The following is a 13150-nucleotide window of genomic DNA, read 5'->3' on the forward strand; positions in this document are numbered from 1 at the left end:
AGCATTATACTAAGCGGTTTTCAGTTTTAATCATTAAATTCCAATGAATACAAAAACGCTACTTTACCAACCCACAAAAAATAAACAGATATGGGGGCAACTCTATGGTAGCAGTCTGGCGCTTGCTTTAGCTGAATATTGCCAACAAACACCCGGGATCAAATTACTTATTACGCAAGACAACCTATGCGCCAGTCAGTTGCAGGATGAACTACAATTTTTTCTAAACCCGAACCAAAATACCCAGGAGTTATTATTTTTTCCCGACTGGGAAACCTTGCCTTATGATCAATTCTCTCCTCATCAAGATATTATTTCAGAAAGACTCTACACCTTAAGCAGAGTTCAACAAATTACCAATGGAATCATTATTTCTTCAGTCAGCACTTTAATGCACAGACTTTCTCCGCCAGAGTTTTTAAATCAATACGCTTTAATGCTTAAAGAGGGGCAAAAGCTTGATCTGAACTCGTTCAGGAATCAGTTGCAACAAGCAGGATACCATTGTGTTAATAAAGTGCTTGAACATGGTGAATACGCACTACGTGGATCTATTATTGACGTGTATCCGATGGGTAGTGGTTTACCTTTCCGTATCGAGCTATTTGATGATGAAATTGAAAGTCTCAGAGAATTTGATCCGGAAACACAACGCACAATAGAAAAAATCAATCAAATCCATTTGTTACCTGCTCGTGAATTTCCATTAAATGAACAAAGCCAATTACACTTCCGACGAGCTTTCAGAGAGTCTTTTCCTGGAAATCCCAGCCATTGCCCAATATACGAAGCAATTAGTAACAGTCAATTTCCATCTGGCATAGAATATTATCTGCCCTTGTTTTTTGATAAAACCGTTACCTTTTTTGATTATCTGCCAGCCAATGCCAAAATTTGTTTAATTGAAGAAATCCAAGAGAATGCTGAGAGATTCTGGCGAGAATTAAATGAACGCTATGAACAACGGCGTCATGATGTCAGCCGCCCTATTTTAACCCCAGATAACTGCTTTATTAATCCCACCGAATTATTAACTAAAGCTAACAATTATGAACAAGTACGCCTGTATCATAAGCCTTCCGAAAAAAAAGGAGCCTTAAATTTCAATATTGCCAAAGCTCCACAACTCCCCATTGACAGGAAAAATATTGAGCCACTCCGCCAATTAAGTGAGTATTGTTCTGATCCAACGCGACGCTATCTTATTGTTGTTGAAAGCGCTGGGCGTCGCGAAGTATTACTGGATCTGCTTAAATCAAGCCATATCATTCCAAGAACACAAAACTCGTGGTTGGACTTCATTTACGATGAATCCCCCATCAATATAACTACTGGCCCATTGATTTATGGCTGTGAATTAACCGACAAACAAATTGTGATCATCGTTGAGTCGCAATTATTTGGTGAACAAAGCACACCTCAACGCCGAAGCACTCAAAAATCAGTTGATCCCGACTTAATCATACGAGATATGGCCGAACTTCGATTGGGCGCTCCTGTTGTACATCTTCAATTTGGAGTAGGTCGCTATCAAGGTTTGCAATACATCGACTCCAATGGTACCCCCAGTGAGTTCCTCGTCCTTGCTTATGCAGGTGATGACAAAATCTATGTCCCAGTCACTTCTCTGCATATGATAAGCCGGTATACTGGTGTGGACAGTGAACACGCCCCTTTGCATAAACTGGGTTCTGATCAATGGCAAAAGGAAAAAAAGAAAGCGGCCGAGAAGATTCATGATGTTGCAATTGAGTTATTGGATCTCTATGCTAAAAGAGAAGCCCAGCCAGGGCACCAATACGATTTCAATCAATCCGAATATATAAAATTCGCCAGTGGCTTCCCCTTTACAGAAACACCAGATCAACTTCAGGCTATTGAACAAATTATTAGGGACATGCAATCACCAAGACCGATGGATCGCCTAATCTGTGGTGATGTAGGATTTGGCAAAACAGAAGTCGCCATGCGTGCTGCATTCGTAGCAGTACAAAATGGAAAACAAGTCTGTATCCTTGCTCCAACTACCTTGCTTGCAGGACAACATTTTGAGTCATTTCGCGATAGATTTGCAGAGTTTCCTGTTAATATTGAATTATTATCCCGCTTTCGCAGTAATAAAGAGTCCGAAGCAGTCCTTGCCGCATTGCAATCAGGTAAAGTAGATATTGTGATTGGAACCCATAAATTATTCCAAAATAATATTTCTTTCAAAAACCTGGGATTACTGATTATTGATGAAGAACATCGATTTGGAGTGAAACAAAAGGAACATATTAAATCGCTTCGTACTCATGTTGATATTTTATCCATGACTGCTACTCCAATTCCCAGAACCTTGAACATGGCAATGGCGGGAATCAGAGATATTTCACTTATTGCAACACCGCCCGCCAAGCGTTTGGCTATTAAAACATTTTGGCAAGAAAAAAATGATCTCACCATACGAGAAGCGATATTGCGTGAAATATTAAGGGGAGGGCAAGTATTTTACCTGCACAATAATGTACAAACTATAGAAAGAGTTTGCCAGGATCTGGAAGCTTTAGTGCCCGAAGCAAAAATTCAAAGCGCACATGGGCAAATGCGAGAAAGGCAATTAGAGCGCATCATGTCTGATTTTTATCATCACCGATTTAATGTCCTGGTTTGCACAACCATCATTGAAACAGGGATCGATATTCCAACGGCCAATACCATTATTATCGATCGTGCCGATAAATTTGGATTAGCCCAGCTGCATCAATTACGTGGTCGTGTTGGACGCTCTCATCATCAAGCCTACGCTTACTTATTAACTCCCAATGAAAAACTGTTAACGCCAGATGCAGTGAAACGTCTCGAAGCCATTGTGTCTTTAGAAGATTTGGGAGCAGGGTTCACCTTGGCAACACACGATCTGGAAATTCGTGGAGCAGGTGAACTCCTTGGTGAAGAACAAAGTGGTAATATGCATGCCATAGGATTTAATTTATTTATGGAAATGCTTGACCGTGCCGTTAACGATTTAAAGGCAGGTAAAACTCCTGAATTGTCAGCACCAATGCATCAAGGACCTGAAATTGACTTGAGAATTAGCGCGATTATCCCCGAAGATTACATAGGTGATATACACAATAGACTCATCATGTATAAAAGAATTGCTAATGCAAAAACTACCCAACAACTTAGAGAACTACAAATAGAACTGATAGACCGGTTTGGTTTACTCCCACAACCAGTCAAACATCTGTTTTTGATTACTGAATTAAAGTTAAAAGCAGCACAGCTCGGTATTCAAAAAATCAGTGCCAGTGCTCAACAAGGTAAATTGGATTTTAGTGAAAAACCATCGATTGACCCAGGAACACTAATCAGCCTCATACAAGTACACGCCAAACGCTATCAAATGGAAGGACCGCAACGTCTGCGTTTTACTTTAGACAGCACGTCATCAGAGGAACGAATATTTGAAATCAGTTCTTTATTAAATAAACTGTCTCCTCATTCCCAAACGATTGACTGAGATTGCTGAAGTGCCTTTTGGATTAACTCGGCATAATCTTTTTCAACTACCCTTCTCTTTACTTTCAGTGTAGGTGTTAATTTATCATTTTCAGTTGTCCAGGCATCTTTCAGCACAAGGATGTGACCGACTTTTTCGTATTTAACCAATTTGGAATTGACTTGCTTTAAGGTTTCTTGCAATGAGTGAGTGATCTCCTCTTTTGGCATACCTAAACGCACTGCTTCATTCAAGGTAACTAACAAAACGTTACTAGGTAACTCTCTACCTACCAGGCACAGTTGTTCTAGCATAGAGTTCACTGAAAACAGTTTTTCTATTGGTGAAGGAGCAATGAACTCTCCTGTCTGATTTTTAAAGTTCTCAGAAAGTCTTCCTAATATTTTAACTCTGTCTTCATTATCAACATCAACGACATCTCCTGTTCGCAACCAACCCTCTTCTGTAAAGGCATTTTTAGTCGCTTGTTCATTTTTATAATAACCTGACATTAGACAAGGGCACTTCATTAGTAATTCATTCTCTTCGCCTACTTTTATCTCAACCTCCAGCCTCGGAGTACCAACGTAACCACGTTTTCTCTCATTTAACATCGATAAGGTAGCATAAGCCAAATTCTCAGACTGACCATATCCTTCCTGAATATAAATTCCCAATTTTTCAAAAAAATCAATAATGGATATTGGCAGATGAGATGCTCCGCTAAAACAATTAGTACACTCGCTTAATCCTAAACTGTGAATGATTTTTCTTTTTATCAAACTGGATATAAGAGGAATTTTTAATAAAAAATTCAATTTGGCTGGTGGCAGTTTTTGTTCAATTTTCTGCTTAAATACTCCCCAAATGCGTGGAACTGCAGTGAAAAAGGTAGGACTCACTTCTCTTAAGTTCTCTGCAAACTTCTCCAGACTTTCAACAAAAGATACCGATGCATTAATAGCAACACTGCCTAATTGGATGGCAGAGCGTTCATAGACATGGGCCAGGGGAAGATAAGATATTAATTTATAATGTTCCAGCTCTCTTATTCTGAGCAAGTCCTTGGGGAAAACTGTCAAGTAATTGGCTATGGACCGATTGGTATACATAGCTCCTTTGGGTGCCCCCGAAGTCCCGGATGAATAAATAATGGTATACAACGCATCTGGCTCTGGTTCCACCAGGTTAATCATAGGGTCACTTTTCAAAACATCAGACCATTCGTAATCAACTTGCAAATCTTTATGGTAATCAAAACCAATTGTGGGATAACTTTTAGGGATAAATTGTCTGACCCGCTGATGATCATCTAATTTTCCAACAAAAACCAGTTTCACATCCCCATGATCTAAAACATAATGCGCACTTTCTTCATTTTGATTAGCAAATAACGGGACATTGACCATTCCAGCAATATGAATTCCAAAATCAGCGATAAACCATTCCGCGCAATTCTTGGAGATAATGGAAATATGATCGCCTTTTTTTAACCCCAGATGGTGTAAAAAACCAGCTACTTTTCGGGCCTGCAGCATCACGGCCGACCAGGTATATTCATGCCAAACTCCACTTTTTGGTTGTCTTAAATACACATGGTCTGCCGAATTTTTTTCATTTTTCAACAGTAAGTTAAATAATGAATTGGAATTGGATTCTTTTTGCATGGCTCTTCCTTAAGCTTGTTTAATTACTATTCTAGACCAACTAGTTGTAAAATATTATTTTTTTCTCGCAAAACACAATTTTCACCTTCATGAATCGCCTCTTTTGCTTTATGAAAATCATAAAGCATGATGTTTCCTAATTGAGGAACCAAAGTCAAATCAGCAGGATCGCCTGCCGCTCTTGCTCGGGTTATCCGGTCTTGCATTATTTTGATGCTTCTGGTCAAGACATCATAATATCCAGGCCCATCACTGATTCCCATTATTTTTTTTATCATTTTATCAAATTGGCCTGAGAGAACTGAAAAAAAACCCGGGTGTTCTGTCGTGCTCGGAGGCACCCTTAGCAAGTCATGATTTAAATTGACAACGATTACAACATCTGCCCCCATAGCTCGACACAATGTAACAGGAACGGGATTAACTAAACCACCATCGACTAACCAGCAATCCTTATAACGCTGTGGGGTAAATAACCCTGGTAAGGACATGGATGAGCGAATAGCAAGCTCAAGAGAACCTTTACTTAGCCATATCTCACGTCCAGTACTCAAATCAGTAGCAACTGAACTAAAAGGTAGCGAGAGCTCCTCGATATTTTTTTCAAGACCAAAATCCTTGAAAAAGGTCATCAATTTACTACCAGAGATAACCCCGCCACCTAAAAAATTCACATCAATGAGTTTAGCCATTTCTCTTTTATTAAGCTTTATCACCCATTGTTCAAACAGATCCAGGGTGCCACAGGCATAAATGGCGCCAACCAATGCGCCTATGGAACATCCAGCGACACAATCAATCCTTACACCCAATCGTTTGATTGATTGAATTACCCCAATATGAGCCCAGCCGCGCGCTGATCCGCTACCTAAAGCCAAACCAATTTTAGGGTATTGATTTGTCAAGAATAACTCCTGGAAATAGTTGGTACACACTTGACTGGCATTTTCTTACTTGGTTCCGCCAACCGTCAAGGCATCAATTTTCAAAGTGGGCTGCCCTACGCCAACGGGAACAGATTGTCCTTCTTTTCCACATACGCCAATCCCTCTATCCAATGCCAAATCATTACCAATCATACTTATTTTTTTCATCACATCAGGGCCATTTCCAATCAAAGTAGCCCCTTTCACCGGTTTTGTAATCTTGCCATTCTCTATTAAATAAGCCTCACTCGCAGAAAATACAAACTGGCCAGAAGTAATATCAACTTGTCCGCCTCCAAAATTCACCGCATACAACCCTTTTTTTACAGTGCGAATAATTTCCTGAGGGTCGTACTGTCCTGACAGCATATAAGTATTAGTCATTCTCGGCATTGGGACATGGGCATAGGACTCACGACGACAATTACCTGTTGATTGCATTCCCATTAGTTTGGCATTCAACTTGTCCTGCATGTAATTCACTAAAATTCCATTATCAATTAAGGTCGTACATTGTGATGGCGTCCCTTCGTCGTCTATAGTCAGAGAACCACGTCGATTTTCTAAAGTACCATCGTCCACAACTGTAACACCTGCAGCAGCAACCTGCTGACCCAATCTACCTGAAAAAGCAGATAATCCCTTGCGATTAAAATCACCCTCCAAACCATGTCCAACAGCCTCATGAAGAAGTACCCCTGGCCATCCTGGGCCCAAAACAACTGGCATGGTTCCAGCAGGAGCTGGTTCAGCCTTCAAATTGGTTAATGCTTCCCGTACCGCTTCACGCGCATAACTCAAAGCGTTTTCTTTCTCGGTAAAATAGGAATAAGCTACTCGTCCACCACCGCCCGATCTCGCTGATTCTCTTCTACCATGACTGTCTTCAACAATAACACTGACATTAATGCTAACCAATGGCCTCACATCAGCCATCATCTGCCCATCCATATTGGCAACCATTACTACTTCATAGCAACCAGTTAAAGTGGCATTAACCTGTATCACTCGAGGATCAATACTACGGGCCTCTTTATCAATGGCTTCCAATAAAGCGATTTTCTCCTGTTTGCTCATTCCTTCCAAAGGATTTAAACTCTCATATCGATTTACAGAAGCCTTTAATACCTTGACGGCCGGTACTGTTTTTGAACCAGAAAGGGCTATGGAGCGCGCCGCATCGGCAGCACGAAGCATGGAAGGCAGTAATATATCATCACAATAAGCAAAGCCGGTTTTATCACCGCTTACAGCCCTAATCCCTACCCCCTTATCCAGAGAAAAATTACCGCTTTTAACCTCTGAATCTTCCAAATACCAGGATTCATAACTACAACTTTGGAAATAAAGATCAGCATCATCGACGTTGCGATTAAACATGGTCTTGAATAATTTTTCTATTCCGACTTCATCCAGGGAAGCTGGTGTCAATAAAATATTTTTTGCTATCGCAAGAGATTTTGTCATTTATATACCTTTTACATTAAAACATGATGTTCAACACACGGAAATTGTCTTCTCAACTGTGACAATCTCTCTAAATCAATATCGGCCAGAATTACTCCCTGCCCTTCTTCTTTTTGAGCCAACACTTTACCCCATGGTTCCACAACCATACTATGCCCATAAGTATGACGCCCGTTTTCATGAGTCCCACCCTGATTAGGAGCTAAGACATAACATAAATTTTCGATTGCTCTTGCTCTGAGTAAGACCTCCCAATGCGCAGCTCCAGTTACCGCAGTAAAAGCAGACGGAACTGAAAGTAATTGTGCGCCTCTTTGGGTTAAATATTGGTACAATTCCGGAAAACGCAAGTCATAACAGATGGTTAACCCAATTTTCCCCACTGGCGTATCCACTAGCGCTATATCTTTTCCTGCCTCTATAGTTAACGATTCCTGGTGTTTTTCCTGCTCGGAAACTATGACATCAAATAAATGAATTTTATCATAGCGAGCAACATTTAGGCCTTTATCATCATAAACTATACAACTTGCTCTTACCTTTGAACCCATACTTTTTAACGGGATTGTTCCTGCTATTATCCATACCCGCAAATCTCTCGCTAACTCACTTATTCTTTGTTGTATAGGTCCTTGACCATAATATTCAGCAATGTGCAACTTCTCTCGTTCATTCATTCCCATAAAAGCAAAATTCTCAGGTAGCACCACCAAACTGGCTTCCTGTTCCCTAGCTTGAATTAAATATTGTTCAGTGAGTTGCAAATTATCTGCTATTTTGGCAGATGATACCATTTGCACAAGCGCTACTCGATTCATCCTTTTTCCTAAATGACATTCATATTTTTCATCTTACTATATCGTTCCATATAACCCCAAAACAAAATTGACACAAAAACCTTTTCGCTTTAATAATAAATTGTCTATTGGTCTATATGTAAATTTTATTACAAAATTTTCAAGTGATGCGACTTGAAAAATAGGAAATTTGACCATAGATATGCTACACTGATAATAAATAACTGGAGTTCTGAACAATGAACCGAAATGATATCACCATACTTGGTCAACAAAGAGAATCTGTGCTCGCAACCAATAAAGTCCTGCGAAATACGTATTTACTGCTAAGTTTAACCTTCATATTTAGCGCATTAACTGCCTACGTAGCCTTTATTAGTGGAGCTCGCCCAATGAATCCACTATTAATGATAGTTGGCGTTTATGGCTTGATGTTTCTAACTCAAGCTTTAAGAAATAGCGTTTGGGGTTTGGTAAGCGTCTTTGCTTTTACAGGGTTTTTAGGATATACAATTGGCCCATTACTCAACTATTACATCACAGGTTTTTCAAATGGCCCACAAATAGTAGCTACTGCTTTAGGTGGTACTGGAATGATCTTTTTCGCTCTATCAGGATATGCCCTGACAACGAAAAAAGATTTTAGCTACCTGGGCGGATTTCTTTTTGTTGGCGTTATGGTTGCCTTATTGGCGATGATAGCGGGAATATTTATACAAATACCAGCTTTGCAATTAGTGATTTCTGCTGCTTTTGTATTAATTTCATCTGGATTGATTCTATTACAAACCAGCGCCATAATTCATGAAGGAGAAACCAATTACATAATGGCCACTATTGGCTTGTTTGTTTCCATTTATAACTTATTTGTTAGCCTTCTGAACCTGCTAAGCGCATTCTCAGGTCGCGAATAATTTAATATCGTCTCCTCTACCTGAGTCCCGGCTGTACGCCGGGATTTTTTTATGGATCAATTGTTTACGGAATATAAGAGAGTATCTCAACAAGGAGGTATTGAACTGATACAAAACAATATATTTAAATTAATTAACTGAAACAACTGCCACCTTTCAATTTTTGAGCAGTTATCTGAAGAATAATTACATTGCAAAATCTAGAGGAATTATTAATCGATGTGAAATTAATTTTGTTTCCAACTAGCCTTGGCTTTAAAAAGTTCTGGCAAATCTTCCGGTTTTTTCTTCACTTCCTGGCTCAGAGTAAAAAGCTCGCGATCTTTTTGATAATAGACTCCCAAAGGTACTGGGTAATCAGGGAACGTCAATCGCGCTAAACGCATGGCGCTAATTAAGTTTTTCTCATCATGCTTATAAAGCGTTTTTTCATCAATTGAAATTTGTACAAATTGCTCGTCGTCCAACTGCAGGGCTTTTTCTTTTTGAGCGCCAAATACGAGTGGCTGACCGTCTTCCAATATTATTGTGTTTTCAGCCCGGTTATTTTTAACTGCAAAATCATCAAAAGCACCATGATTAAAAATATTGCAATCTTGATAAATTTCGACAAAAGAGCATCCCTTATGTTCATAAGCTTTTTTAAGCACAGAAGCCAAATGGACAGGATCTTTGTCAACCGCTCTGGCTACAAAACTGGCTCCGGAAGCCAAAGCGATCATGATTGGATTGATTGGCTCACTTGTCACTCCTTTGGGGGATGTTTTAGTTACCTGCCCTTTCTGAGACGTTGGAGAAAATTGCCCCTTGGTTAATCCGTAAACCTGATTATTAAACAGAAGTATATTAACATTGACATTACGCCTTAAAATATGCAGCAGGTGATTGCCGCCTATACTTAACGCATCCCCATCTCCGGTAATAACCCAGACACATAAATCTTCTCGCATTGCCTTTAAACCAGTTGCTACTGCTGTAGCCCTGCCATGTATAGTATGAAACCCATAAGTGTTCATATAATAAGGAAGCCGTCCGGCACACCCTATGCCTGAGACAAAAACATGTTGCTCAGGAGGCAAACCTAATTCAGGAAGTACTCTTTGCAAAGCAGCTAAAATGGCATAATCACCACATCCAGGACACCAGCGAACTTCTGTTTCATTCGCAAAATCTTCACGCTTATAATTGCTGTTCATAGTTGGCTTCCGCTTTAATGGCACTTACCAAATGATTAACACTGAAAGGTTGACCATTGCATTGGCTAATCGATTGCGCATCCACCAGATAAACTGCTCTGATGAGTTGACATAATTGGCCAGAATTCAATTCAGCAACCAATACCTTGTCATATTTTTTCAATAAAGAACCCAAATCATGAGGTAATGGGTTAAGATGGCGCAGATGCAGATAGGCAACCGGTAATCCCTGTTCAAGACATTGTTGTACAGCAGACTTTAAACTACCAAAAGTACTACCCCAACCTATAACAAGCATGGGAGCCGTCATATCACCCTCAAGAACCAAAGCAGGATAATCTCTTGCAATACCCTTTATTTTCTCAGCACGTGTAATCACCATTTTTTGATGATTCTCAGCATCATAACTAACTCGTCCTTCATCGCCTTGCTTTTCCAAGCCTCCAATTTGATGAATAAACCCAGAAGTTCCAGGAACATTCCAGCTTCTACTTAAAAATTCATCTCGATGATAGGGTTTGGTAAAACGATTAAACTCCGGTTTTGGTATATTGAGAGAATCCAAAGCAGGAATTTCCCAGGGCTCTGCCGCGTTCGCCAAATAAGCATCGAGTAATACAATAACTGGAGTCATGTACTTGATGGCTATCCTGAAGGCTTCAATAATTGTATTAAAACAATCAGCAGGGGATTGAGCTGCAATCACAGGTAAAGGTGCCTCGCCATGGCGACCATACAAAGCTTGCTTTAAATCACTCTGGCTGGTTTTCGTGGGCAAACCTGTTGAAGCCCCCGCTCTTTGCACATCAACTAGCACCAAGGGCAGCTCCGTCACAACAGCCAAGCCCAGGCTTTCACATTTTAAATCAAGCCCAGGCCCTGAAGTACAGGTCAGAGCTAAACGACCACCATAAGCAGCCCCTATACAAGAACAAATAGCGGCAATTTCATCCTCGGCTTGTATTAACTGTACGCCGTAATCATATAAGCGAGCGCATTCATGCAAAATAGCAGAAGCCGGTGTAATTGGGTAACCTGACACCAACAGCGGAACTTGTGTCTGAGTAGCTAATGTAGCCAGAGCTAACCCTACTGCCTCAACTCCAGTGATTTGCCTGTACTCACCTGAATGTCTGTTGACTTCCCCCAGCATGTAATCCCGACGTGAAAGCTCCAGAGTCATAGCATAATTATATCCTGCCAACAAAGCCAATTCATTGGCTTTTGCTATGGCCTGATTTGTTTTAAACTTTTTAGCGATAAAAGCCTGGCAAGTTTCTGTAGGCAAATCAAACAACCACAAAACCAATCCCAAAATATAAAAATTCTTGGTTTTGACAGCCTGTGGTTTTGTAAGGTTAATGGATTCAACTGCCTGAATAGTTTGTGTAATTAATGGGAAAGCAACAATGTGATAATGTTCTCGACAATTATCCAGGAAACTCTTATCGATACATGCTTTTTGCCAATCTCTTTCTTGAAAACTGTCTTCATTAATGATCAGCAAACCACCTTGATTCAAATGTTGAAGTGAGTTTTTTAATGCAGCTGGATTTAAAGCCACTAAAACATCCAATGACTCTCCGGCAGTAAAAATAGCTCTTTCCGCCATTGCCAACTGAAATCCTGAGACACCCGCAACTGTTCCAGCAGGAGCACGGATTTCTGCCGGGAAATCAGGCATAGTACGCACATCACGTCCTGTCAATGCCGCGCTAATGGTTAATTGTTCACCTACCAATTGTACTCCGTCACCAGAATCGCCAGTGATACGTACAACAATGACATCAGTCGTTGACATAAAGTCTCGCTTCCTGCATTAATTGGCGCATGTGTCTTACTGCCTCTTTTAATCCACAGAATAATGCTCTGGCAATAATGGCATGTCCTATGTTAAGTTCATTTAACTCCCTAATCGCTGCAATCGGTTTAACATTATGATAGTGCAACCCATGACCGGCATTCACTATCAGGTTCAAACTGGCAGCAAATTCAGCTGCCTCTTTAATTCGTTGCAATTCATAATGCTGCTTTTCCTCTGAGGTAGCATCAGCATAACACCCCGTGTGCAATTCAATAACTGGCGCCCCAACATCAACCGCCGCTCTTATTTGCTCTTTATCCGGGTCAATAAATAAAGAAACCTCACTTCCCATTAATTGTAAGCGACGTACTGCCCTTTCCACCACATTGCGGTGAGTCAAAATATCTAATCCACCTTCTGTAGTTAGTTCTTCCCGCTTTTCAGGCACTAAGCAAGCATGCTCCGGCGATATTTCTTCGGCAAAATCAAGCATAACTTCAGTAACTGCCAGCTCAAGATTCATACGTGTTTGCAGAACCTGTTTAATCAATCTGACATCACGCGCCTGAATATGTCGTAAGTCCTCTCTCATGTGCAAAGTAATTCCATCTGCCCCAGCTTCTTCAGCATCCATTGCTGCCTGGACAGGATCAGGATAACGAGTTCCTCGTGCTTGTCTTATGGTTGCTATATGATCAATATTAACACCTAACAATAACTCTTTATTCATTTTGCACCAAAAAATGTAAAATGCAGAGTATAATGCAGTTCTTTACAAACTGCTATTCACGTTACCTTGTTTCAATCAGTTTAAACGGCACTACCTAAAGCATTTAACCATACTTTACTTTATTCACTACCACTTTAAAGAAATTATAATATTGAAGTCAAACTG

9 protein-coding genes are annotated in these 13150 nt (G+C 40.2%); 2 read left to right on the forward strand and 7 right to left on the reverse strand.

Annotated features, from left to right (window positions below):
- Nucleotides 1-43 precede the first annotated feature (43 nt).
- On the forward strand, nt 44-3505 hold the full coding sequence (gene mfd, locus OQI99_RS07045) for a transcription-repair coupling factor (protein ID WP_265731582.1): 3462 nt from the start codon (nt 44-46) through the stop codon (nt 3503-3505).
- On the opposite strand, the gene OQI99_RS07050 is transcribed toward mfd, so the two are convergent.
- Genes OQI99_RS07050 through OQI99_RS07065 form a run of 4 tightly spaced genes read right to left on the reverse strand, consistent with a single transcriptional unit; the run spans nt 3484 to nt 8362 of the window.
- Complete coding sequence (locus OQI99_RS07050; protein ID WP_265731583.1) at nt 3484-5151, reverse strand: AMP-binding protein; 1668 nt, start codon at nt 5149-5151, stop codon at nt 3484-3486. The genes mfd and OQI99_RS07050 overlap by 22 nt on opposite strands.
- 26 nt (nt 5152-5177) lie before the next feature.
- A complete protein-coding gene (gene rssA / locus OQI99_RS07055) occupies nt 5178-6056 on the reverse strand; it encodes a patatin-like phospholipase RssA (RefSeq protein ID WP_265731584.1) in 879 nt (292 codons plus the stop codon).
- 45 nt (nt 6057-6101) lie between these two features.
- Nucleotides 6102-7544, reverse strand: coding sequence for a metalloprotease TldD (gene tldD, locus OQI99_RS07060; protein WP_011213375.1), 1443 nt, complete (start codon nt 7542-7544; stop codon nt 6102-6104).
- Between the two features lie 11 nt (nt 7545-7555).
- The gene (locus tag OQI99_RS07065; protein ID WP_011213374.1) at nt 7556-8362 is read right to left on the reverse strand and encodes a carbon-nitrogen hydrolase family protein; all 807 of its coding nucleotides are present in this window, start codon (nt 8360-8362) and stop codon (nt 7556-7558) included.
- A gap of 218 nt (nt 8363-8580) precedes the next feature.
- Here OQI99_RS07065 and OQI99_RS07070 point away from each other — a divergent pair, with 218 nt between their 5' ends.
- Nucleotides 8581-9255: a Bax inhibitor-1/YccA family protein gene (locus tag OQI99_RS07070; RefSeq protein ID WP_061512987.1), complete on the forward strand. Its 675-nt coding sequence runs from the start codon at nt 8581-8583 to the stop codon at nt 9253-9255.
- A gap of 227 nt (nt 9256-9482) precedes the next feature.
- On the opposite strand, the gene OQI99_RS07075 is transcribed toward OQI99_RS07070, so the two are convergent.
- From OQI99_RS07075 to pdxJ, 3 genes are read right to left on the reverse strand one after another with little or no spacing between them, the layout of a single operon-like run.
- On the reverse strand, nt 9483-10451 hold the full coding sequence (locus OQI99_RS07075; protein ID WP_061512986.1) for a 2-oxoacid:ferredoxin oxidoreductase subunit beta: 969 nt from the start codon (nt 10449-10451) through the stop codon (nt 9483-9485).
- Nucleotides 10435-12252 carry a 2-oxoacid:acceptor oxidoreductase subunit alpha gene (locus OQI99_RS07080; RefSeq protein WP_265731585.1) on the reverse strand — a complete coding sequence of 606 codons (1818 nt, stop codon included), beginning with the start codon at nt 12250-12252 and terminating at the stop codon, nt 10435-10437. The genes OQI99_RS07075 and OQI99_RS07080 overlap by 17 nt, the downstream gene beginning before the upstream one ends.
- Nucleotides 12239-12985, reverse strand: coding sequence for a pyridoxine 5'-phosphate synthase (gene pdxJ / locus OQI99_RS07085; RefSeq protein WP_061512984.1), 747 nt, complete (start codon nt 12983-12985; stop codon nt 12239-12241). The genes OQI99_RS07080 and pdxJ overlap by 14 nt, the downstream gene beginning before the upstream one ends.
- Between the last annotated feature and the right edge of the window lie 165 nt (nt 12986-13150).

It is taken from the genome of Legionella sp. PATHC039, from assembly GCF_026191275.1.
Classification (GTDB): domain Bacteria; phylum Pseudomonadota; class Gammaproteobacteria; order Legionellales; family Legionellaceae; genus Legionella; species Legionella pneumophila.

Coding starts and splice junctions, on each gene's coding strand:
- mfd (WP_265731582.1), top strand. CDS start 44: ATGAATACAAAAACGCTACTTTACCAACCCACAAAAAATAAACAGATA.
- OQI99_RS07050 (WP_265731583.1), bottom strand. CDS start 5,151: ATGCAAAAAGAATCCAATTCCAATTCATTATTTAACTTACTGTTGAAA.
- tldD (WP_011213375.1), bottom strand. CDS start 7,544: ATGACAAAATCTCTTGCGATAGCAAAAAATATTTTATTGACACCAGCT.
- OQI99_RS07065 (WP_011213374.1), bottom strand. CDS start 8,362: ATGAATCGAGTAGCGCTTGTGCAAATGGTATCATCTGCCAAAATAGCA.
- OQI99_RS07070 (WP_061512987.1), top strand. CDS start 8,581: ATGAACCGAAATGATATCACCATACTTGGTCAACAAAGAGAATCTGTG.
- OQI99_RS07075 (WP_061512986.1), bottom strand. CDS start 10,451: ATGAACAGCAATTATAAGCGTGAAGATTTTGCGAATGAAACAGAAGTT.
- OQI99_RS07080 (WP_265731585.1), bottom strand. CDS start 12,252: ATGTCAACGACTGATGTCATTGTTGTACGTATCACTGGCGATTCTGGT.
- pdxJ (WP_061512984.1), bottom strand. CDS start 12,985: ATGAATAAAGAGTTATTGTTAGGTGTTAATATTGATCATATAGCAACC.